The sequence below is a fragment of the Alkalihalophilus marmarensis DSM 21297 genome, from assembly GCF_000474275.2.
GTDB lineage: Bacteria > Bacillota > Bacilli > Bacillales > Bacillaceae_D > Alkalihalophilus > Alkalihalophilus marmarensis.
This window is the reverse complement of sequence record NZ_ATAE01000050.1, coordinates 43,420-65,414: the sequence shown is the minus strand read 5'-3', so window position 1 is coordinate 65,414 and position 21,995 is coordinate 43,420. Positions and strand designations below refer to the sequence as shown.

Here is a 21,995-nt window from a genome sequence, read left to right as displayed (position 1 = left end):
TAATACTCCTCCTTTTAAAAGTTAAGATTATTACAGACCGGGAAATTATTGATATCCTTTGCTGTTATTCTAAACGATACACTATTTGTATTTACTCCAATTTCATTTACATATTCAATAAATTCTTTAGTCTCTAATATGTGTTTTGCCACATCTAGATTTAACTTAGTTTTAGGGATTATGTATATCCCCGAGTAAGGTACTGTATCTTTGTCTAATTCATATACATTTACTTTCCTTGTTACAACTGTAGATAAGAGCAGTTTAGTTTGGTCTAAATGTTGCAAAGCTTGTGTCCTACCATATTCAAACCAATGGTTATTATAACTAGTTCTTTTTCTAAGCCTTTGTTCGAATGTCATTAAATACTTTGTGGTTTCTGGAAAATACTTTTGGAATTCACTTACATCATACCTACTCAATTTCCCATCTCTATAATAATATGGAAATATTATCTTTTCTTTTTTCTTCAGGTAAAGTCCTCGAGGGCTTGCTGCATTTCTTACTATTGATTTTTCAACCCTATAATTATCTATTTTGTAATAGTTATCTAGTATTATAAAATCTTCTAAAACAAAAGCATCATTCAATAATGTGGCAACTGGCATTGAAGCGTTAAAGAAATCACCAAATTTTTTATCTGCTTTGATTTTAATAGCTTTGGGAGAGAAGCTCCATTTTCCATTCAAAGTATACCTATTAATAAACAATAGTCTGTCGTCTTCCAAATTATGGTATTTTATATTTTTACTCGTAGATGAGTTGTCAATTACGATTAAGGCAGAAGAGGTTAAGATATTTTTGAAAATCTTTTGATGTGCATAGTCATATATTGCAGTTAAATTACCTATTATTAAATTTCTTAATGTGCTTGCATATTCATTTTTAAACATATTAGTAGGAATTAAATAAATCATTTTTCCGTCTTTGTCAAGTAAGTTCAAACTTTCTTCTATAAATGCATAATAGTAATCAAAGTTTCCTCTTTTACATGCTTCATACTTACTTTTTAAAAAAATTCTTAATTCTGGGGTCATATCATGATACTTTATATAAGGAGGATTCCCTATAATAAAATTGAACTTAAAGTTCCATAGAAAATTAAGACTATCTATATTATATAAATTCCATTTTACGTCTTTTAAATGATATTTTTCAGATAGCTCATTTAATTTGTTTAGACAGTCATTGTAATAATAAGTATCAATTTCAACTCCATATATATCATTTTCCAGTCCCTTTTTGATTTCTTCTAAGGAATAATTTTCACTGATACTTACCTCAATATACCTTTCTACTAATGGAACTAAGATGCTTCCATTACCACAAGAACCTTCTAAGACTTTTTTTCCATATAAATTAGCAGAATAATTAATTTTATCTAGCATCTCATTAACAATTGCAGCTGGTGTAAATATTTGATGTTTGGAGTTCATTGGACTTACCTTTCAATCTTTAATATTTCGCTATACAGTTACCATAAATTATAACATACTGAATTAATAGTATATGAAGATAAATAAATAGGCTTTTCTTTTAAGTAGAAATACGGATACACTAGTAAATTGTTAGAAGCCATGATTTGATATGCATCCTTAGATTTTCAAATAGAGATATGTTTCTATCCAAAATCTACTTATCAAGATCTATTGATATATATATTAGATGAGGACAAACGGATTACTGAAATCTCAAAGTGTTATTGTCCTTTGTATATAAGAAGTTTTACACTCTATTTATGATATGGTTCATTATGAAGTATACGGAAAGCGCGATAAACTTGTTCAACCATAATTAATGCCTTAATACCATTATCAAGATACATACTATTAATGGATAAAGTTTCATCAGGTAAAATATTTGATGAGCCAATTATTATACTTATATTTGACTTTCCATGAATTCCTAATAGATTTATTTTGTGAGCAAATTCTTCAGAAGTTAGTGAGCAGGTATTCGTATTAATAAGTATTCTATATGAATTATCAGAGATGCTCTTCTGCAACTTGTCTTCGTTTTTAAAATTTTCTATATTGATTTTACAGTATTTACCTAGTCTTTTCTTATATTCTTTAATACCTTCTACTATGAACTTATCAATTTTAGGTTCTACAATAAGTAGATTAATCTTCATATAATTCATACCTCCGAAATTAATTATTCCATCATTATGAGAATGCTATTCAACTTGAAAGTGCTTTTTATCAATGAGGGGTCAATGACAAATTACATTAAAACAAGGGAACCAGGGAACCGTTTTAGGAAGCTAATTAGGAAATATACTTAAACAAGATAAATTTCCTTTTTATCCCCAAAAGAAAATATTTTATGATATCTCCTTGCAGTTAGAATATATTCGTAAGGACAAGTCTATAAAATTCTTCATAACCCCAAAAGTACAACACTAAAACTTTTTAACAAATAGTTTTAACCTCGAACTGTTCATCTACTACATATGTAACTCAATCACTCAAGTACCCTTAATATACCACACCTCCTAATTAGGTATTTATCCAATCACACACCTTGTATAGGTTTTTAGTAATAGTGAAGGGGGTATATATATGTCGAATCTAAGTATATTATGTCTAATAAATTATTTTAGGTAAAAAGTTTATTATTATACTTGATTACTAATTTGTATTACGGTATCATCAACCAAATTAAAGTGCAGGGGGTATACGATTGAAAAAAGATTTAAAAGGAGGACGTTCATATTCATCATTTGAACAACGTCTTTCAAGTGTTAAATTGCGCGAATCATTAAGGAATGAATGCGATCAATATTATGAGATAAGTAGAGATATCATAAATTAATTAGAGTCCGAATTGTCTATTAATCAATACCTAAAAGTACTAGAGTTAGAAAGAGCTTTAAATGATTTACGAGTGAGCGAAAATAAGTTGAATTATGAATTAGGGGTAAAAGATGGAATGGAGGTCTGGAAGGAGCTAAAAGAATAATGGAAAAACAAGAGGTTGAATGACGAACCAATTAGCAGACCATTAATTGGTTTCGCCATCTTCATCTTTGTTAGTATTTAATTTATTATATTCAGTTTCAATGAGATTTATAAACATAGAAGGCTTTATCCCTAGACCTTTGCAGATAGCAAAGAGTTTACTTACTGAGGGTTCGTTTTTTCCTCTTTCAATAAGAGAGATATAAGATCTATCTGCATTAGCATAACCAGCGAGGTCTTCTTGGCTGATTCTTTTTTCAGTTCTAAGTCCTTTAATATTCTTACCAATAATGGCTCTTATGTGATCATTACGCATACTCAAAGAGAAATTCTCCTTTTAAGTCCATTATTGTTATAGTATACTGTTAATACCAGATAGATTATTCAACAAAAAGGGAATATAAGTAATTAAATATCCTTTATTTTTGTTCTGGGTTAACTTGAGAGCTTTCACCAAAACTTGTATTACAGGGGGAATTACAATGCTTGCAGCAGACAATTACAAACAAATGGCTAGACATATCACTACATCTTTAGTACACCATATTCAAAAAGAGGTAGGTAACAAGAATCCCAAATACATGCAACTTGGTATAGATGGTGATTTTGATACATACAAGGCATATAGCGAATTAGTAATTTCTAGAGCCCTCGGTACTACTAAAAACAAGGATTCAAGATTTCCAGAGATTACTGTTAGAAACAGCGTGAAGGTTGTTAAGGAAGAGATTAAAATAAAGGGGTATGGAAAATTATTAAAAAATCCTATCTTGGCAGATTTTATGATTAAACTATGTAATTTAGTATTAGAGTTAGTAATCAAAGAGAGTAGATCTCTAGACTTCAATTCGATTGAACAAAATCTCACGAAATAGAGCACCTAATAATAGGAAGGTAGATAATTAGTTAGTATATAACTTTAATTACTTAAAAAGTAAATATATAGTTTGTAACCTTCTGATTGTGATACTATTGAATTAGTAATAAAGGCACATTTGGGAGGTTTTTCTATTGAGCAGGAAGTCTTTAAACGTGGTATTAGCGTTATCGGTATCGTTAGGGGTAGCACAATTCACGCCTTTGGCGGAGCCGATGCAGGTAGAGGCATCGGGTTTCAATTACACTGCGGAGCAACAGGAAGCATTGAAGCATTTCAACGCAATTCGAGCGAAGCACGGTTTATCGCAAGTAGAATTAGACCCTTTCCTCAACAAAGCAGCCGAGAACCACCTCAACTACTTAAAGATTCATGGGCATGTATCAAATGGTGTTAACAGTCACACGCAAGAAAAAGGAAAAGCAGGTTTCACAGGGGTAAGATTAGCGGATAGATTAACAGCGGTAGGGACACCTAACCAATCAGCTAGTATATACCACGAGGTAATCAACAATAACAAAACGATTGTCGGAAACATAGACGGTTTAATGTACGCACCTTACCACAGGATCAAATTAATGGACACCGAGGCTAGGAAAGTAGGGGTAGCGTTTAATGGTGAGTCGTTTGTGATGGTAACGGAGAATGCGAGAGGGGTATCGTATCAGAAACCGTTAATGTATCCGTATAATGGGCAAACGAATGTAGGGATTGGGTTCTATGGAAATGAGATTCCGAATCCGTTAGCGCAATTCAAGGTAGATAAATCAGGTTTTGTCATTTCGTATCAGCCTGAACCTCACATGTTTGTGGATGAGAGGTCGATAAAATTCGTATTAAAGGATAGTAAAGGGGTAGTAGTACCTTTCCATCAGGAGTTGCACCCTGCAGGGAAGTCATTCTTCTTCCCGAAGCAGGAGTTAAAGTACAATGAAAAATACACAGCTTCGATTGAGTACAAGGATTATGATACAGGGGAGAAAGGCACTCACACATGGTCTTTCACCACACAGGTAAACAAGGACACATTAACGTATTGGACGCCAGCGAACCCAAATCCGGGAACACCTAGTAATCCGTCCAACCCGACAAACCCGACAAACCCTACTAACCCAACAAATCCAAGTAATCCAACACAGCCAAATCCTCCTGCACCGGTAGCACCTGTTAACCCGACAAATTATGCGGATTATCGTACAGGGGTATGGTGGTCTTCGGACATGTTGTGGGGTGTACAAAGCGGTTTAATTAGTGGGTATAGCAACGTATGGAATTCAGCAACAAAGAAAGTAGAGAATCAGTTAAGACCGAATGAGAATGTAACGGAAGCGCAATTCATCACGATTCTATATAGGTATATTGACCATGAGCGTTTAAACAGTACAAAGACATCTGATCCTTATTGGGCTTCAAATGCGTATCAATTAGCACAGCAAGACCGTTTACCGATAAAGGGATCTGTTACGAACCGTCAAGTAGCGAATTCGGCTATAACGAGGGGTGATGTAGCGCACATTATGGCTACGAGGCATTTACAGAGACCGTTAACAAAGCGTGAAGCGGTGGACTTTATCTACAGTATGGGTATAGCGAACGGGTATGCGGATGCGAGCGGTAATGTGCCTAAGACATACGAGTCGTTTAGACCAGACACCATGCTAACAAGAGCGCAAGTAGTAACGATGATGCGCAACTACGATAACTACTTCAAAATGATTAGTCAGTAACCAACCAGTCAATCAATCTAACAAATGAAAACTTTATCCTAGGGGGTATTTAGGTGTCTAAACGATATAGTATAAAAAGCAGAGTATCTTTAAGCAGGCCTAGAGTAATAATGTCTGCTGTAGTTTTGAGTTCAATTTTTCTAATTAGTAATAGTGCAAGTGCTATGGTAAGTAACAATTCAATAGACACACCGCTAGTTTCCTCAAAAAGTATTGGAATTCATCAGTATAATGACTTCAACTCCAACGCATACTGGTCGCAGGATATGGTATGGGCTGTAGACCAAGGATTAATTAAGGGGTATGTGAATCAAATCCATCCGAGGGGTGTACATGCGGGTATAGGAAACTGGGTTGATCCACATGGTAGTTTAACAGAGGCTCAGCTTCTATCTATTTTATTCCGTTACACACATCAAGCGGAGCTAGAAAACACAGCACCTAAAGATCCGTTTTGGGCATCGACAGCTTATCAGTTAGCTCACAAATACAATGTACCGACAAAGGGTTCTCTTTCAAACAAGGCGGAAGCTAATAAAGGAACGACACGTGGACAATTAGCTACGACATTGGCTACAATCCATTTCGGAAAGCAAGTATCCTTGCGAGAAGCGGTAGATTTCATGTATGAGACAGGGATTACGTATGGTAGGACGGATGCTTGGGGTAATTCACCGATGACATTTGAGTCTTTTGGGGCGAATGATCCGTTACAGAGAGCGCATATCACGTCATTCATGAAGCGATATCATGATTACCTTCAAAAAGGGGGTAGCGTGAATCCTGCGCCACCAACGTCACAACCTGCACCACCGACAACACAGCCTACACCACCGCCTACAAGTAGCTTCGAATTTTCGATAAAGCCTTCAGAGAACAATAGAGTAGGTAATATCACAGTGCATTACGGTCAGCACACGTACGGTAGTAAGAATCAGGCAGAGTACAACGAGGTAATGAAGCGAGTTCACGATGCAATCAACAAAGACTTAGCTTCAACGCCATTTATGTCAGGTCACAATGGAGCTTTATATCAATACTTCGACAACTTCATGGCAGGCGAGAGACCTATTATGGATAGAAACCATCCTGATGTAAGGTCAAGTAAAAACGTAGCGTTAAGAGCATTTGAGACAAGCTACAAAGATTTAAGAGACGCAGGAGTAAAGAAAAACACCATTGAAGAAGTAGCAAAGGCAGGGGTATTAGCGGTTTCCCTTATGTCCCACGCTAAAGATCCTAGAGACGGTACTCCAAACTCAGCACATGACGCAATCGTAAAAGGGTTGATTGATTGTGATGCAGAGGCTCAAGTATATTCGGCGGTTTACGATTCGTTGGGGTACACGACAGCGATTTTAGCGAGACCGGGACACGCATTTGTGGTAATTAAGATTGAAGGTAATTGGTATCTAGACACAGCAGGAGTATACACGAAAGTAGACATGAAGCAAGCAATGTCTCAAGGTTTGCAGGTAGTAGTACCGCCTACAGACGGTTCAACATTAAGATAATAAATTTTTTTTAGAGTAATCATTTAAATGATTACTCTTTATTTTGTTTAAATCTATTAATTTGGTAATTTTAATTAATTTATGAAAGATAGAAGAATTATATAAAGTGAAAGAAGAATGAAATATGTAGCTTATACACATAGGTAATTTACAGTTATTGACACATTTTAAAGTGATCTTAACACATATTAAAAATCTTACTAACTTAAAAACAATTCAGTTATTTTTTCAAGAGATGCCTCTCTATAAGTGTAAATAAAAAATAGGGGGTATTTTGTATGCAAAACGCTAGCGTACCAAGTCATGTAGATAATTACATCGAATTAATTGGAAATAAATGCGAATATGTAGAAAAATATTGGAAAGTAGAGGTTATAGAGTTTGAAGAAGAATCCTCTGGTGAGATCAATTATGCAGTAAGAATTATTAGTACTTTAAAAGGCCAATCAATTACATTTCCTAAAGAGATAATAGGAGATAGCGACTTTGAAAAAATGTTATTGAAAAGGTTAGGCAGAATTGGGGTCATCAAATCATATCATTTAAAAATCATTGAGAATAGTGTGAACAATAGTTTATATGAGGAGACTAATAAAATAATTAAAGCAAAAGATATTTCAAACTTTTTAATAAAAGATGTTTTAACAGGTACGCCCACTATATTTTATTACAAAAAAATTATAAACCATTTACAAAAAAATCCAGAGTTATATCCGACTCGATCAAGCAACAAATATGACGAAAATGTCTCTTACGGAGCTATATTAGACAACTTAAAAAAACATCCTATTGGTAAATATGGACATTATCCTGTTGCTATTAGATCTGGAGCGTTACTCAAGTTATTTAATATTAATAATTGTAATAAATATAGTGAAGTAGTAAACTCTTTAGTCCAACAAGGTTTTATACAAGGAAAGCTAACCTTAAAAGATTTCGATAACATGATACCAGATATGGAGTATGATTCTTTTGGAAGTATTTCTTTTGAGAATAATTGTATAAAAAAGAAAAAACGAAAAAGCCATGCGAAAGGTATCTCCATGAAAACTAAAGGTGATCAAATCGATTCTTATATTGTTAATATCGATTTGAGTTATGGTGATCAAAATGTCTTATAAACCGTTAAAAAATCCATACCCGTTAAAAATAGTCGGTGGAAAGTCTCAGCTTATTCAGCAATTATTAAAAGTTATAGATGATTGTATAGTTAATCATGAACTAGTAGGGGTAATTGATGCATGTATGGGAGGGAATCGTATTTTTCTCACACATCAACCGGAAACAGAGCTAGAGATTAAAATTGCGAATGAAAAAGACCTTGGTACAGTGAACTTTTTCAAATGTCTTCAAAATCCTTACTTAACTGACTTACTTATCGACACAATTATTACTAATTGGGAATTCTGTACTACTAAAGAGGCTTTTGATAATGCTAGATTAACTAGACGTAGTACTGAGGTATCAATGGTAGAGTCTGCGGCACTTACGTATATATTAACCGAGTTCGGCAGAGCTGCTAACAAAACTGTGTATAGTGAAACAAATGCTTATAGGGGTATAAAATCTAAATCATTAGACAAACTTTTACATCTTGAAGAAGTACTAGAAGGGGTAGAGATACGACACGGGGATTGTATTGATATAGCGGAGGAGTTTTCTGCTAGAAAAGATATATTAATGTTTTTAGATGTTCCGTATGTTGAAGAGGATAAAGAGACGGGTAAAGCAAAAGTTACACAGGATTATGAAGATGCATTTACTCCAGAAGATCAGAATAAATTAATAGATACTATTCTGCAGACAAAAAATAAGGTGATCTTGTGTGGTTATGATAACCCAATTTACAGGGAGAGGCTTGAGTTGAACTTGACGAGTGGATTTGAAAAATATTTTATAGGTGAAGTAAATGTATCAAGCGCAGCTAACGGGAAAAAACGTGATGAAAACGTGTGGTGTAATTTTAAAATTGAGCCCGAACTTCTTCCGTATCGGTCAAGCAGTAATTTGGGTGAATATTAATTATTTTATTTAAATTGGTTAGAGTTTTACTTCTGAAATGTAATATAACTATAAGGGGTAGCGCGACATTTGATTTAGCCAAGGACATCCATTTTAGACCATGAGTCAGCTCGTGGTCTAAATTTAAAATATTAGTAAATATAAAGGTGTGCTCAGTCTGTAGAGTTCTTATAGTTATTTGTTTCGTTTATCCTCCCCTTAGTGTTATAAAGGTTTTATTTGCCTTATATAAGCGTTTAAGCGATTGTTAACGCCCTACCCTCTATCTTTTAATAAACCCTTTTCTGTGCGGGTGTTTAGGGGTTTAAAATCGTCTTGTGAATCTTCATTTCAAAAAAAAAATTCTGTCTGTAAAAGGAAGAAGGGGGTACTCCCCCTTCTTCTTTTTTATTAGTTACAAAGTATATGAAGTTGGAGGGCTTTGATGTTCTAATAGTTTGATGTAACCTTCAATCTTTTTACTTAACTCAGAAAAACCTCTTGAGATTGTAGTCAGGTTGTGTATGGTAGAAATCTGAATTTCTGAAGTAATAGCTATGACAAGGTTGCTTTCTAATGCCTCTTCAGATAAGCGAGTTTCTATTAAGTGAGAAGATATTTTATCTGCAATAGAGAAATGATTTATAAAAGCCGAAGAGCAGAGTTATAAGAGGAATGAAAGATTTATAAAAGCCGAAGAGCAGAGTTATAAGAGGAATGAAAGATTTATAAAAGTCGAAGAGCAGAGTTATAAGAGGAACGAAAGATTTATAAAAGTCGAAGAGCAGAGTTATAAGAGGAACGAAAGATTTATAAAAGTCGAAGAGCAGAATTATAAGAAGCACAAACAGGCATGAAAGATAGTTGTACACTTTTCTACTTTGAGGTGCACTTATACAACTCGTTGTTTATTTAGCCGCATGGGCTGTTATATTCTTATTTGATTATATTTGAGATAACAATAAGATGTTATTAGCATCCTAGCTTTCTTGCTCTTTTGGCTGCAATATAAATTATCATCGTTCAACTTCTAGATAATGTTCTTCAAAAAGAAGAGAAAACAGAAAAAACTAGAGAGTTGACTTTATACTAATTAAGCAGAAATCACTTAATAAATTACTTAATACAAAGTAGTTTATTTAAATCACTATTGATTTTTATGTTTTATAAACCTTGCTGGGTCTAACATTTACGAGAAAATTAAATACGGCAATAAAAAACTCATGATTTTTATTAAGTTGTTTCATTTATAACAGCTATTTATGTTAAGTGTTAAATCTATCTCTAAGATAGCTTTTACTATCGTAATTTTATTAATACTTATATTTACTAAGTCACATATGAATATAGGAGGAAACAATGAAGAAGCAATTGTTTTGGGAAAGGATTGAAACTGGTATTAGTGAATTAAAATTAAGCTTAGATAACGATAGCAATGGTGAAGAATTAATAGCAGCGAAGGTAGATTTATTTGAGGATATTTTAATTATCATCAACAACGTTGGGAGATCAACTGAAAAATCACTTCATAAGTATGAGCTTTGGAGTAATAGGTATATTAATAAGAATGAAGAATCGCAGAAATCAGGTGTCTCTGTTGATAGCATTAGAGCATCAATCTTGTATTTTGATAGTCGTATAGAGTACCTAATAGGAGGATATTTAATTATTGATATGATTGTTCAATGCCAAACACAGTCAGAAATAGAAAAAATAAGGGGGGAGCTCATTTCAAGAGTAGCTTCAATAAGGAAGGGGTATTTCAGGTGAGTTATAAGGGGGTATTCTAATGGCTAATAAAACTATTTTCCGACAGTATGTTGAAGCAAGAGAATTAATTGAGGACAGAATAAGGTTGAAAGAATTTCACGGAGAAGATGACTATATAGAGAGACACCAGCTTGCACTACTTAAAATGATTTTTAAATATATAAAAGATGATGATAGTTGGACTAAGCAGGCAAGATCTAGGGAGAAAGCTATAATTTTTATAAGAAGTTCTTGTAACTATACTAAAACAAAAGAAGAAATAGGAGCAAAAAGTAAAAATAGTGTAGAAGCTTCAGTAAGTTATTTATCTAAGAAATTAGCCAATAAGATAGGAGCTGATACTATAGATTTGATTGTGAGAGGGAAAATTGAAGAAGCACTAACACAGTTTCACATATGTACAGGTAAGGTGTTACCTTCAAATTATATGTTAAAAGAATTTTTGGAACTTCTACCACAACCTAAATGGGCAAACCTGTCTTTAGCAGAATGTAAAAAAGAAATAAAATTACTATTAATATTTTCTAAGGTGCATATAGAACGAAGGTTAGGTCAATATAATGAAGAGAAGCTTGCTTATATCATGTATATACTAACGTCTAATGACCATATGTTGTATGAAGAAAGAAAAGTAATTCTTCAGCTGCTTTCAGGTGATGTTGATAAAGGAGAACAAGGTAAGCCTTATGATTTTCAAAGACAAATTCAAGACGCAATCCCGCAAGCTTAATAAATGCTTTTGTGTTAGAGCCTTCTTTAAATAGATAGAAGGCTCTAACTTATTTTATTTTTAAATTTAAATGCTGTGATAACACTTATAATTTTGATAGCATAGTATTAAAGTTGCGGGTATTAGGAGGTAGTATAAGTGGGGAACAATGACATAAATCTTAAGAAAAGCACACCTAGTGAAAGTTCTAAGTCTTATAATAAGAATAAAAAAGTTTACTATAAACAAACTAAAGCCAATGCAGAGGTGCTTTCTATAGGACAAGAGATAATCGATACCATGAGTAATGAAGAATTTGATAAGTTGGGGAGTAAATCTGATTCATTACACTTTATAACGTTACTAGGACTGTCTTCAAAAAAAACAACACGTAAAGTAAGAAGTCTATATATGGGGTATATAGAAGAAAGTTGCTCTACACCAGTTGGAGTAAGTCTTAGATCAGATATAGATATCCAAGTATCATTATTAAAAGACGTCACTAAAGATAAAAAATCTGGCATTAACCCTGAGGTTGATTTTTATAACCATGTATTTAAAGCTGGGGAAATTATAAACCTAACATTGTACGAATTTATGTTTTTAATTATTAGAGAAGAATATAGTGGTTTTCTTAAAGTAGACAAACAAGATTTTTATGCACACTTGTCTGTTAAATTACCAGCTTACTGGCGGAATGATGCAAAGTTACCAACCCCTACAATAGTATTTGAGAAAGGTAATGGGTCTTCACGATCGAGTATTTTGGATATAGATGATTTGTCAGGAGACATAATCAAAATTAAACAAGAATACAATCGTTTAAATCCCTTGCTAGGTAACGCATAATAAGAGAAACATACTTAGCGAGTATTTTAAGGAGAGCTACTATAGTTCTCTTTTTGTAATATAATCATGTGTAAAAAGGTACCCCTTTATAGACGTTCTCTGTGTGTCCTATAGGGAGTCTATTTAGTATTTATTTTGACCTTTATGGATGTCTAAAAAGTATTTGACCTTTTTGTACTATAACGGTAACATACAACCACTTTATAAGTAGGGGGTATGGCAGTGAATATTTCTTTTGGTTATATGAGGGTTTCCACAAAAGAGCAAAACTTGGATAGACAACTAAAAGTGATTAAACAGTATGTTTCTGATGAAAAGTATATATATAGTGATAAGGCAAGCGGGAAGAGTATGGATCGAGAAGGGTTTCAGAACATGCTTAAGGCAATGCGGAGTGGAGACACACTATATATCAAATCAATAGATCGACTTGGTAGGAATAAAGTACAAATCAAAGAGTATTTAGAAACATTCAAGAAGAACGGGATAAGGGTTAAAGTTATAGATATGCCTACGACTATGCAAGACTACCCAGAGGGTTAAGAATGGGTTTTAGATATGGTAAATTCAATCTTGATTGAAGTATATACTACGTTGGCTCAACAAGAAAGAGAAACACTAGTGCAACGTCAAACAGAGGGAATTTCAGCAGCTAAAGCCAAGGGAAAGCATTTGGGTAGGCCTGTTAAGAAGTTGCCTGAAGATTGGTTTGATAATTATAAGCAATGGCGTTCTGGAGATTTAAGAACCAATGATTTTATAAGTAGAGTCGGTATGAAGCGATCTACCTTTTATAAAAAAGTAAGGGAGTATGAGTCTCTTAGAGGCTAGTTGTTTAAATTAGCTCTATGTTTCGGTGAATTCTATAGCTATTTAATTAACGGTTATTATGATAGAAAGTGACTTTTATACGGCAAGACTTTATAGGTGTAAATCATCGTATTCTGATTTATTGCTTAAATGGGGGATGGGCAACATGGATTTAAATAACCTAATATCAACCATAATTACTTCAACAGCAGCCCTAGTGGCTATTATAGGTGGTTTTTTAGTGAGCAGGGTAATTTCACTAGCTAGTGAACAAAACTCAGTAATACGGAAGATCAAAGAAATTGATAATGACTTAATAGCTAAGAAAGAAATAATAAATAGTGTTGAGAAGTACCTTTTTGAAGATGACCTTAATCACTTTGTATCAAGCTATAACATTAGGAAAATTTATCAGGACCGTTCATTGAAAGAAATTGTAGAAGAAGATCATTTTTCCAGACTGACAGTTGAACAATTGACTCCATATTATAATCAACTTAAGGATATGATTGATGAGATAGAACGTGAATTACAAGTAAGTGAATATGCATCTTTTAAAGCTTTCAAAGCTAATTATAGAAACCTCAAATATGAAAATAGGTTAGATTGGTATGAGAAAATATTCATTAATGTTAAAAGAATAATCCAACCTCCACCAGTACCAGGGGTATTGGGGTTTATGGCAGACTCTCCCGGTATCGATGACTACTGTATAGATATTGACAGAGTTAGCCCGAATACTAACTATAGTTATTATGTTAAGGAGCAGGAGAGGCTGGAGGATGATATAAAAATCCTAGTATTACAGAAAAAAGCTCAAAAGGAGATATTAAAAGACTATGGTAAACCAGTATGGGTTTGGAGTGGTGTATTGGTTTTATTATATGCAAGTATAGTAGGTATTATTTTACCTAGCCTACTTTTACCGTACCCCCTAGATACATACAATGATAATCTCACTAAGGGTTATATTTTGAGTTTATTTTATAGTCAGTTAATACTTCTGTTCATATACTTAAGTCTAGCGATGTACAGGCTTACTTATATGTCGGAGTAAAACATTTAGAAGATTTTAACACTTATACTTACATTCACTAACTATTCTTTAGTGAATCCTAAGTATAAGTGTTTTATTTTTGGTTTTTGACACTTTGATAAATGTCTACCTAACATAGATTAATTTATGACATTTTTCAAGAGATCTCCCATACATGTATAGGGTTTAAGCTCTAAATATACTTGTCGGGGTGCTTGTAATATGTCTAAGGGGTTAAATGATCTGTTAAAAACTGAAGAAGAGAGAAATAAAGATATTATCTCAGATTTCGCTAAAGATTTATTATTTCAAATTGAAGGTTTATTAGAAGAATACGATAAACAGGAACTTGTAGATTTAATCATAAAATAAAAATGTAAAATATATTCAGTCGAAATAATTCAAATTTAGAGGTATAATAGACCAAAAAAAGGAGTTGTAATAATATGGGAATTATTAATGCGGTTGGTTATATTCGAGTATCAACGGAAGAACAAGCTACAGATGGGTATAGTTTAGAGAATCAAAAATCAGTCATTCATACTAGGTGCAAAAATGAAGGGTGGAATCTAAATCGCACATTTCAGGATAGGGGTAAATCCGGATCTACGATAGAAAAAAGAGAAGGTCTTAAGGAATTACTTAACTATGTAAGAGAGTATAATATCGATTATGTATTAGTTTATAAATTAAGTAGGTTAAGCAGAAAGATATCAGATGTGGCTAGTATAGCTGAGCATTTCGAAAATTTAGGAGTTAAATTTATTTCTATTGAAGATAAAATTGATACCTCTTCAGTGACCGGTAAATATTTTCTGATGATGGCAGCAATTTTTGCTGAAATGGAACGAGATAATATTATCTTACAGGTAAAAGGGGGTATGGAACAAAAGGCTCGTCAGGGAGAGTGGAATGGAGGTTCTCCGCCTTTAGGTTATGATTTAGTGGATAAGAAGTTGCTTGTAAATAGAAAAGAAGCAGAGATAATAGTGTACATCTTTAATGAGTACCTTAAAGGTAAGGGATATAAAGCCATTTCAAAGGAGCTAAATGACAAAGGGTGGAAGACCAAAAAAGGAAAAAATTTTAATGGGGTTGGCATAAAAGAAATTCTTAGAAATCCTACATATCGTGGTCAGATTAGATGGGCTTATAGAAAAGAGTGGAATAAGTTAGATAGTGAATACAAAAGGAAGAGAAAGTACAATGAGGAGCTTATATTAAGTAAAGGGATACATAAAGCTATAATTAATAAAGCAGTATTTGAAGAAGTACAGCAGAGGATTGAAAATAACCCTCGTCATACTATGAAACGTTTTGATGGTAAACACTTGCTTAGTGGATTATTAAGATGTCCAGACTGCGGCTATGGGATGTCTATTCAAATAGTTAAAAGAAAAGACAAGGTATATGAATATTACTCCTGTAATCAGTATCAAACATATAAACGTTGTAAGGCGAATTCGATAGCAAAAAATAAGGTTGAGGAAGAGTTTTTAGCTATTTTTCAACAGGCAATTGCAAAACCGGAGATTATAGAAACTATGCTAAAAAGTGTATCGAAACTTAATAACCAAAGCACGGAAATCGAAAAGAATTTAGAACGTAAAAAAAGAGAATTAAAAACACTAAAAAGTAAAGAGAGTAAATTATTTGATGAGTTATTGGAAGGTAATGATAATTATAAAAATACAGTTCGGATAAGAATTCAAGAGGTGACAGATAAGATCGCTAGTATAGAATTAGAGATTAAAGCAGCTATGATATCTTTGGAAAGAAGTAAAGATTCAAACTTTGATAGTAATGAAATCATGTTGTTATTTTCAAAAGTTGGTAAAGTAATTCGATTACTTGATAAGCCGAAGCAACAATCATTAGTGAGGAAGCTTGTGACTCAAGTAAAAGTCGAGGGTAAATCAATAAAGGAAGTGCAATTTAGTTTTCAAAAAGGATTAGATGTAGATAATAAAGGGGATTCAGAGGAATCCCCTTCTGCTAATTTGAGTTTTAGGGTTCAAGAAGGTATGGTGAACCTTATCATAAATAGTTGAATAACAGAGGGTGGGACTAGTTTTGGATAGTCTAATAATTAATGAAATGTTAAATTAGTTATAGAAGAGATACTGTTTATTAACGGTATCTTTATTTTTTTGTTAAGAAAAGTGGGTGTTTCATGGAGATAATAGCATTTATTATAATCATTTTAGGCGCTTCCGTACTTCAAACGGCTACGGGGTTCGGATTTTCAATTTTGGCTACTCCATTTCTTTTATTGATATTTGAACCAATTGAGGCAATTCAAATAAACTTAATATTGTCTTTAATTATTTCTAGTGCATTAATAATGAAAATTAGAAAGGATATTGATTTTAGCATCCTTCCGAGATTTGTGGTAGGAAGTGTTACGGGCCTGCCCATTGGAATTATGATCTTCTTGCTAGTTGATATAAATAGATTAAAGTTGGGAGTAAGCCTTATTATCTTAGCATTAACAATAATGCTCATTCTTAAGTTCCGAATTAACCAAAATAAGAAGAAAGATTTAATTGTTGGTGGACTCTCAGGTTCATTCACAACAAGTATTGGTATGCCCGGACCCCCATTATTATTATATTTTTCAGGAATAGAAACTCAAAAAGAAAAATTAAGAGGGACTACACTAGCCTTTTATCTATTTATATACTTTGTTAGTTTAATCATCCAAGTGACTTTTGCTGGAACAAATAAGGAAATCTGGATATCAAGTTTATGGGCCTTGCCATTGGTTTTTGTTGGATTGTATTTGGGACAACGATTATTTAAAAGGATTAATCAAAATGCTTTTCGAATAGTTACATATATAATCTTATTGTTTACAGGGATTTACTTGCTGACTGAGAGTTTGAGATCATTATAATCAATAAGCTATCAATATCTGATCAAAATGCTGAGCCGTACCATTGGTGTCTCACTTAAAAAACCATGCCTTCCACATAACACGTACTAAAAATTTAAGTTATAAAACCTCCACTAACAGGTATACATATCTTTACAGATGAAATTAGTTATGTGGAGGTACTTATGCGTGTTGGTGGTTTAGGATTAGTTATTATAGCAGCTATTTTATGGGGCATTTCCGGAGGGCTAGGCGGCTTCTTAATGGATAAAGGCTGGAATCCTCTAGTCATTTCTTTTTATAGGGGAGCAGTAGGTCTAGTATGCATTCTTATTTGGTTCTTGTTCCAGCCGACCCGGTGGAATAAACCGTTGTTGTGGTGGTCTGTTGTTGCAGGTATTGGCGTAGCAGGGAATTTTGTTTTTTATTTTGTCAGTATCTCTGAGGGCAGTGTTGCTGTAGCAGCCACATTGATGTATACCGCACCTATTTTTGTTCTCCTTATCTCTTTTATATTCCGTCTTGAACAGGCTTCTTTATTTAAATGTGTGGCTATTGGTTTTGTGATAGCTGGAGTCGTATTATTGACAGAGGTGTACAGCATTGGCTCTGAGGGCATCACTTTACTTGGGCTTATGACAGGACTCGGTGCAGGGTTATCGTATGCCTTGTTCATTTTTGGTTTTAAATATGCATCCCGCCATGGGCAGCCGCAAGGAATTTTAACGATTGCATTTCTTGCCTTTACGATCATAACGCTGCTTTTCATTGACCACAGCGAAGCAGCTTCCGTCTTTTACTCACCTGACTTAGGATGGATCATTCTTTTAGGAATTTTCGGAGCAGGAGTGTCATTCTTCTTGTATGTAGTTGGTTTGAAAAAAACATCACCGACATCAGCTTCAATTATTGCAATGGTGGAACCCGTTACTGCGTCCCTTTTTGGATTTATGGTTCTGAGTGAACTGCTTACAGTAACCCAGCTTGGAGGTATGGCAATCATCCTAGTGACAGTGACGATCTTAAGTGTGAAGCAGAGTTGAAAAAAGCATATTTATGTTTCACATAGAAAATAGTCCAATGAGACTGCCGACCAAAAGGTTGTGTCTGTCTTTTTACATTAGATCTATAACAGGACTGAAATAGTAAAGACTAACTTACTGTATATCCCTATTTCAACAGGCATCTTCAATAACGATGGCTGTTCTTTTTAGGTTAAGCGACTGCACCGGCATTGGTGTACAAGTTTTACTTAACAAGTGATAGTTTTTGTGAAAATCACTTTTTTCAATTGAAGTAAAGAATTACATGCAAGGCATTTCAAAAGAAGTGAATGAAGTAACGGTTGGTTATGAGCGTTTACAAGCGGAAATGAAAGAAAGTCAAGAACAAATAAAGCTGACGGCAACTGATTTTGAAGGCATTTCTCAAGCTTCTGAAGAACTAGATAAACAGTCAAAAACGCTTAAAGATATGATTTGATCTGTGATTAATTATTATAAGTAATAAAAAAGGCATCGAATGTACTCGATGCCTTTTTTTTATACATTTATTAATTTCTAATCAAATAATCAAACGCTGCTAGTGATGCATTCGCACCTGAGCCCATTGAGATAATGATTTGGTTGTAAGGACCGTCTGTGCAGTCTCCTGCAGCGAAGAGGCCAGGAACGGTTGTAGCACCGCTCTTATCAACCATAATCTCACCCATACGGTTGCGTTCAACAAAACCGTCTAACCAGTCTGTATTTGGTACAAGACCGATTTGAACGAAGACACCTGCTAATTCAACATGATGCTCTTCTTCCGTTTCACGGTCGATGTACGTAATACCATTTACGCTGTCTGTACCAGTGATTTCTTTTGTCTGAACATTCTTCACTACCGTTACATTCGGTAAGCTGTATAAGCGTTTTTGAAGAACTTCATCCGCTTTTAGTTCAGGCATGAATTCAAGGACAGTTACGTGGTTTACGATTCCAGCAAGGTCAATTGCTGCTTCGATTCCTGAGTTACCGCCGCCGATAACTGCAACATCTTTTCCTTCAAATAGAGGACCATCGCAGTGAGGGCAGTATGCGACACCTTTGTTCTTGAACTCTTGTTCGCCTGGAACGCCAACATTACGCCAGCGAGCCCCAGTTGATACAATGACGCTCTTACTTTTCAGTACAGCTCCATTTTCAAGCTCAAGCTCAAATAAGTCGTTTTTCTCAAGGTTCTTCGCACGTTGTAAGTTCATAATATCAATGTTGTACTCTTTTACGTGCTCTTCAAGGCTTGCTGCAAGCTTTGGACCTTCTGTGCTTTTCACACTAATAAAGTTCTCAATGCTCATTGTATCAAGGACTTGTCCGCCGAAACGTTCAGCAACAATTCCTGTACGGATCCCTTTACGTGCTGCATAGATCGCCGCACTTGCTCCTGCAGGACCTCCGCCAACAACAAGAACTTCATAAGGGTCTTTATTTGAAAGTTCAGCAGCATCAGGACCTGTTCCCAATTTTGCTAAAATTTCTTCTAGTGAAATGCGTCCGCCGCTGAAGAACTCACCGTCTAAATAGACAGCAGGAACAGCCATGACATTTTTCGATTCTACTTCTTCTTTAAATGCGGCACCGTCAATCATCGTATGAGTGATACCAGGGTTTAGGACACTCATCATATTCAGTGCTTGAACAACATCAGGACAGTTATGGCAGCTTAGGCTGACATACGTTTCAAAGTGATATTCCCCGTCCATATTTTTGATCTGGTCAATGACGCTTTGATCAACTTTTGGAGCTCTACCACTTACTTGCAGTAAAGCGAGCACGAGTGATGTAAACTCGTGCCCTAGAGGAATACCAGCAAATGTAACGCCTGTCTCTTCTCCGATACGGTTTACACTAAAGCTAGGTGTTCTCTCAAGCTCTGCTTGTCTAACAGAGATCTTAGAGGACATGGATGCTAGCTCATCAACTAGTGCAAGCATATCTTTTGATACGGAATCGTCACCTGCACTCACTTTAAGAAGGATATCGCCTTCTAGGAGTTTCAGGTACTCATTAAGTTGGGCTTTCACATCTGCTTCAAGTAACATGTTTATTGCACTCCTTAGATTTTACCTACTAGATCAAGGCTTGGCTTAAGAGTTTCAGAACCCTCTTCCCATTTAGCTGGGCAAACTTCGCCTGGATTGTTGCGTACATATTGAGCTGCTTTAACTTTGTTTACTAACGTACTTGCATCACGGCCAATTCCGCCTGCGTTAATTTCAACAGTTTGGATAACACCATCTGGGTCGATGATGAATGTTCCACGATCAGCAAGACCTTCTTCTTCGTTTAGTACTTCGAAGTTACGAGAAACTGTTTGAGAAGGGTCACCGATCATTGCATATTTGATTTTACCGATTGTCTCAGAACTATCGTGCCAGCCTTTGTGAGTAAAGTGAGTATCTGTAGAAACAGAGTAAACTTCTACTCCAAGAGCTTTTAAGTTTTCATATTCATTTTGAAGGTCTTCAAGTTCAGTTGGGCATACGAATGTGAAATCTGCTGGATAGAAGCAGAAGATGCTCCATTGACCTTTTAAGCTTTCGTTTGTAACGTCGATGAACTCGCCATCTTTAAATGCTTTTGCGCTGAATGGTAGTACTTCTTTACCGATTAGTGACATGTGAAAATTCCTCCTAGAAAATGAAATAGATTTTAAGAATGATAGAGAGCTGAAAACAACTCTCTTAAATGTAATCATTCTAATTATATACCAATTATTAAATAATAAATCCTATTTGTCAAGGATTCATGCTCGTCTATTTTATCGTGACGAAAAGACGGCACTGCAGAATCATTGCCCTTATTAAGCTTTAGCCTTTCTCTCAATTAATAAACGTAAATGAAATAATTTTTTTATTTTTTTGCAGGGCGATAAACATAAGAAGAAAGGTAAAGCTCCTAAAAATTTTAACATGAATACAAGAACTTCTTAATGAATATGCATTGTAACCTGTAACTTTAAAATAAAAGCTGCATCTTCTTTCTATTCTCACCTATTTTTTCTAAAAATTGTTATAATAGATGAAGATGCAGTGTTTCGAGTTTGATTGAACGTAAAGGGGAGAAGTGAAATGGCTGATAGCAATGAAAGCCCGTTTCTTACAAAGGATGAACCGCGTGATGTGAAGGTAAAAGTAGAGAGAAAAGAAGGGGAACCGACTGCAGCCTTTAAAGGAGCAAGCTGGGCAGCTTTGTTGGTCGGTGTTTCTGCTTATCTTATTGGATTGTTTAATGCGGCGATGGAATTAAATGAAAAAGGATATTATTTTGCCATATTAGTATTCGGTCTTTATGCAGCTGTATCGCTTCAAAAAGCGGTACGTGATAAAGAAGAAGGGATTCCTGTAACAGGAATTTATTACGGGATCAGCTGGTTAGCTCTTATCGTAGCGGTGTCCTTAATGGCCATCGGGTTATACAATGCGGGCAGTATTATTCTTAGTGAAAAAGGGTTTTATGGTATCTCATTTGTTCTAAGTATCTTTGCAGCGATTACTGTGCAAAAAAACATTAGAGACACACAAGTGGCAAGAGAGCGTGAGTAAGAAAGAAGAGACGATATGTAAGCTTATAAAAGCAAACGGGTCGTCTCTTTTTCATAAATATAGTGCTCGATTTTTGCTTTATGGCATAGAATGTAGAAGCTGAAAATAAAAAATGAAAAAAGAATTTTTTTAAAAAAGGTGAGCCTTTAGCAGTATTTTACGCCATCAACAGACTAATTAGTTTGAAATTATCAGATAATGGTAGATTTTTATGGCCATACATCAGTATAATATAAATATGATAGAATAGTAGGTAAAAGTGAGATGTAGAGACATAGG

Annotated in this window: 23 protein-coding genes; 18 read left to right on the top strand and 5 right to left on the bottom strand. The window is 34.5% G+C overall.

What is annotated here, in order from left to right; all coding sequences use genetic code 11:
- Nucleotides 1-14 precede the first annotated feature (14 nt).
- On the bottom strand, nucleotides 15-1,436 hold the full coding sequence (locus A33I_RS17300; protein WP_022629592.1) for an Eco57I restriction-modification methylase domain-containing protein: 1,422 nt from the start codon (nucleotides 1,434-1,436) through the stop codon (nucleotides 15-17).
- 296 nt (nucleotides 1,437-1,732) lie between these two features.
- Nucleotides 1,733-2,134: a 23S rRNA (pseudouridine(1915)-N(3))-methyltransferase RlmH gene (locus A33I_RS17295; RefSeq protein WP_022629591.1), complete on the bottom strand. Its 402-nt coding sequence runs from the start codon at nucleotides 2,132-2,134 to the stop codon at nucleotides 1,733-1,735.
- Nucleotides 2,135-2,685: 551 nt separating this feature from the next.
- Here A33I_RS17295 and A33I_RS21445 point away from each other — a divergent pair.
- Complete coding sequence (locus A33I_RS21445) at nucleotides 2,686-2,817, top strand: hypothetical protein (protein WP_022629590.1); 132 nt, start codon at nucleotides 2,686-2,688, stop codon at nucleotides 2,815-2,817.
- Nucleotides 2,818-3,006: 189 nt separating this feature from the next.
- On the opposite strand, the gene A33I_RS17290 is transcribed toward A33I_RS21445, so the two are convergent.
- On the bottom strand, nucleotides 3,007-3,279 hold the full coding sequence (locus tag A33I_RS17290; protein ID WP_031311791.1) for a helix-turn-helix domain-containing protein: 273 nt from the start codon (nucleotides 3,277-3,279) through the stop codon (nucleotides 3,007-3,009).
- 166 nt (nucleotides 3,280-3,445) lie between these two features.
- Between A33I_RS17290 and A33I_RS17285 the strand changes: the two genes are divergently transcribed.
- The 16 genes from A33I_RS17285 (at nucleotide 3,446) to A33I_RS20960 (ending at nucleotide 18,613) form a co-directional block, all read left to right on the top strand.
- Nucleotides 3,446-3,838, top strand: coding sequence for a hypothetical protein (locus tag A33I_RS17285; protein WP_022629587.1), 393 nt, complete (start codon nucleotides 3,446-3,448; stop codon nucleotides 3,836-3,838).
- Nucleotides 3,839-3,974: 136 nt separating this feature from the next.
- The gene (locus A33I_RS17280; RefSeq protein ID WP_022629586.1) at nucleotides 3,975-5,567 is read left to right on the top strand and encodes a CAP domain-containing protein; all 1,593 of its coding nucleotides are present in this window, start codon (nucleotides 3,975-3,977) and stop codon (nucleotides 5,565-5,567) included.
- 53 nt (nucleotides 5,568-5,620) lie between these two features.
- The gene (locus tag A33I_RS17275) at nucleotides 5,621-7,081 is read left to right on the top strand and encodes a hypothetical protein (protein ID WP_152976492.1); all 1,461 of its coding nucleotides are present in this window, start codon (nucleotides 5,621-5,623) and stop codon (nucleotides 7,079-7,081) included.
- Between the two features lie 278 nt (nucleotides 7,082-7,359).
- Nucleotides 7,360-8,202 (top strand): hypothetical protein, encoded by an 843-nt coding sequence (locus A33I_RS17270; protein ID WP_022629584.1) that lies wholly within the window; start codon nucleotides 7,360-7,362, stop codon nucleotides 8,200-8,202.
- Complete coding sequence (locus A33I_RS17265) at nucleotides 8,192-9,103, top strand: DNA adenine methylase (protein ID WP_022629583.1); 912 nt, start codon at nucleotides 8,192-8,194, stop codon at nucleotides 9,101-9,103. The genes A33I_RS17270 and A33I_RS17265 overlap by 11 nt, the downstream gene beginning before the upstream one ends.
- Nucleotides 9,104-10,441: 1,338 nt before the next feature.
- Nucleotides 10,442-10,852 (top strand): hypothetical protein, encoded by a 411-nt coding sequence (locus A33I_RS17260; RefSeq protein WP_022629582.1) that lies wholly within the window; start codon nucleotides 10,442-10,444, stop codon nucleotides 10,850-10,852.
- Between the two features lie 19 nt (nucleotides 10,853-10,871).
- Nucleotides 10,872-11,582 carry a hypothetical protein gene (locus A33I_RS17255; RefSeq protein ID WP_022629581.1) on the top strand — a complete coding sequence of 237 codons (711 nt, stop codon included), beginning with the start codon at nucleotides 10,872-10,874 and terminating at the stop codon, nucleotides 11,580-11,582.
- Between the two features lie 138 nt (nucleotides 11,583-11,720).
- On the top strand, nucleotides 11,721-12,410 hold the full coding sequence (locus A33I_RS17250; RefSeq protein ID WP_022629580.1) for a hypothetical protein: 690 nt from the start codon (nucleotides 11,721-11,723) through the stop codon (nucleotides 12,408-12,410).
- A gap of 222 nt (nucleotides 12,411-12,632) precedes the next feature.
- On the top strand, nucleotides 12,633-12,953 hold the full coding sequence (locus tag A33I_RS21350) for a recombinase family protein (RefSeq protein WP_022629579.1): 321 nt from the start codon (nucleotides 12,633-12,635) through the stop codon (nucleotides 12,951-12,953).
- 15 nt (nucleotides 12,954-12,968) lie between these two features.
- Nucleotides 12,969-13,241 carry a hypothetical protein gene (locus A33I_RS21345; RefSeq protein WP_022629578.1) on the top strand — a complete coding sequence of 91 codons (273 nt, stop codon included), beginning with the start codon at nucleotides 12,969-12,971 and terminating at the stop codon, nucleotides 13,239-13,241.
- Between the two features lie 145 nt (nucleotides 13,242-13,386).
- Nucleotides 13,387-14,277, top strand: coding sequence for a hypothetical protein (locus A33I_RS17240; protein ID WP_022629577.1), 891 nt, complete (start codon nucleotides 13,387-13,389; stop codon nucleotides 14,275-14,277).
- A 201-nt stretch (nucleotides 14,278-14,478) separates the two neighbouring features.
- Nucleotides 14,479-14,628, top strand: a complete 150-nt coding sequence (locus tag A33I_RS20965) for a hypothetical protein (RefSeq protein ID WP_022629576.1) — start codon at nucleotides 14,479-14,481, stop codon at nucleotides 14,626-14,628.
- Nucleotides 14,629-14,702: 74 nt separating this feature from the next.
- Nucleotides 14,703-16,307, top strand: coding sequence for a recombinase family protein (locus A33I_RS17235; RefSeq protein WP_022629575.1), 1,605 nt, complete (start codon nucleotides 14,703-14,705; stop codon nucleotides 16,305-16,307).
- A gap of 122 nt (nucleotides 16,308-16,429) precedes the next feature.
- Nucleotides 16,430-17,152 carry a sulfite exporter TauE/SafE family protein gene (locus tag A33I_RS17230; protein ID WP_022629574.1) on the top strand — a complete coding sequence of 241 codons (723 nt, stop codon included), beginning with the start codon at nucleotides 16,430-16,432 and terminating at the stop codon, nucleotides 17,150-17,152.
- A gap of 164 nt (nucleotides 17,153-17,316) precedes the next feature.
- The gene (locus tag A33I_RS17225) at nucleotides 17,317-18,174 is read left to right on the top strand and encodes an EamA family transporter (protein ID WP_022629573.1); all 858 of its coding nucleotides are present in this window, start codon (nucleotides 17,317-17,319) and stop codon (nucleotides 18,172-18,174) included.
- A 265-nt stretch (nucleotides 18,175-18,439) separates the two neighbouring features.
- The gene (locus A33I_RS20960; RefSeq protein WP_022629572.1) at nucleotides 18,440-18,613 is read left to right on the top strand and encodes a hypothetical protein; all 174 of its coding nucleotides are present in this window, start codon (nucleotides 18,440-18,442) and stop codon (nucleotides 18,611-18,613) included.
- A 70-nt stretch (nucleotides 18,614-18,683) separates the two neighbouring features.
- Here A33I_RS20960 and ahpF read toward each other — a convergent pair whose 3' ends face one another.
- On the bottom strand, nucleotides 18,684-20,213 hold the full coding sequence (ahpF, locus tag A33I_RS17220) for an alkyl hydroperoxide reductase subunit F (RefSeq protein WP_022629571.1): 1,530 nt from the start codon (nucleotides 20,211-20,213) through the stop codon (nucleotides 18,684-18,686).
- A 14-nt stretch (nucleotides 20,214-20,227) separates the two neighbouring features.
- Nucleotides 20,228-20,791 carry an alkyl hydroperoxide reductase subunit C gene (gene ahpC / locus A33I_RS17215; RefSeq protein ID WP_012960880.1) on the bottom strand — a complete coding sequence of 188 codons (564 nt, stop codon included), beginning with the start codon at nucleotides 20,789-20,791 and terminating at the stop codon, nucleotides 20,228-20,230.
- Between the two features lie 451 nt (nucleotides 20,792-21,242).
- Between ahpC and yiaA the strand changes: the two genes are divergently transcribed.
- The gene (gene yiaA / locus A33I_RS17210; RefSeq protein ID WP_022629570.1) at nucleotides 21,243-21,716 is read left to right on the top strand and encodes an inner membrane protein YiaA; all 474 of its coding nucleotides are present in this window, start codon (nucleotides 21,243-21,245) and stop codon (nucleotides 21,714-21,716) included.
- Nucleotides 21,717-21,995 lie beyond the last annotated feature (279 nt).

Excerpts from the sequence above, each read along its gene's own strand:
- A33I_RS17300 (WP_022629592.1), bottom strand. The coding sequence starts at position 1,436 with ATGAACTCCAAACATCAAATATTTACACCAGCTGCAATTGTTAATGAG.
- A33I_RS17295 (WP_022629591.1), bottom strand. The coding sequence starts at position 2,134 with ATGAAGATTAATCTACTTATTGTAGAACCTAAAATTGATAAGTTCATA.
- A33I_RS17290 (WP_031311791.1), bottom strand. The coding sequence starts at position 3,279 with ATGCGTAATGATCACATAAGAGCCATTATTGGTAAGAATATTAAAGGA.
- A33I_RS17285 (WP_022629587.1), top strand. The coding sequence starts at position 3,446 with ATGCTTGCAGCAGACAATTACAAACAAATGGCTAGACATATCACTACA.
- A33I_RS17270 (WP_022629584.1), top strand. The coding sequence starts at position 7,360 with ATGCAAAACGCTAGCGTACCAAGTCATGTAGATAATTACATCGAATTA.
- A33I_RS17265 (WP_022629583.1), top strand. The coding sequence starts at position 8,192 with ATGTCTTATAAACCGTTAAAAAATCCATACCCGTTAAAAATAGTCGGT.
- A33I_RS17260 (WP_022629582.1), top strand. The coding sequence starts at position 10,442 with ATGAAGAAGCAATTGTTTTGGGAAAGGATTGAAACTGGTATTAGTGAA.
- A33I_RS17255 (WP_022629581.1), top strand. The coding sequence starts at position 10,872 with ATGGCTAATAAAACTATTTTCCGACAGTATGTTGAAGCAAGAGAATTA.
- A33I_RS21345 (WP_022629578.1), top strand. The coding sequence starts at position 12,969 with ATGGTAAATTCAATCTTGATTGAAGTATATACTACGTTGGCTCAACAA.
- A33I_RS17240 (WP_022629577.1), top strand. The coding sequence starts at position 13,387 with ATGGATTTAAATAACCTAATATCAACCATAATTACTTCAACAGCAGCC.
- A33I_RS20965 (WP_022629576.1), top strand. The coding sequence starts at position 14,479 with ATGTCTAAGGGGTTAAATGATCTGTTAAAAACTGAAGAAGAGAGAAAT.
- A33I_RS17235 (WP_022629575.1), top strand. The coding sequence starts at position 14,703 with ATGGGAATTATTAATGCGGTTGGTTATATTCGAGTATCAACGGAAGAA.
- A33I_RS17230 (WP_022629574.1), top strand. The coding sequence starts at position 16,430 with ATGGAGATAATAGCATTTATTATAATCATTTTAGGCGCTTCCGTACTT.
- A33I_RS17225 (WP_022629573.1), top strand. The coding sequence starts at position 17,317 with ATGCGTGTTGGTGGTTTAGGATTAGTTATTATAGCAGCTATTTTATGG.
- A33I_RS20960 (WP_022629572.1), top strand. The coding sequence starts at position 18,440 with ATGCAAGGCATTTCAAAAGAAGTGAATGAAGTAACGGTTGGTTATGAG.
- ahpF (WP_022629571.1), bottom strand. The coding sequence starts at position 20,213 with ATGTTACTTGAAGCAGATGTGAAAGCCCAACTTAATGAGTACCTGAAA.
- ahpC (WP_012960880.1), bottom strand. The coding sequence starts at position 20,791 with ATGTCACTAATCGGTAAAGAAGTACTACCATTCAGCGCAAAAGCATTT.
- yiaA (WP_022629570.1), top strand. The coding sequence starts at position 21,243 with ATGGCTGATAGCAATGAAAGCCCGTTTCTTACAAAGGATGAACCGCGT.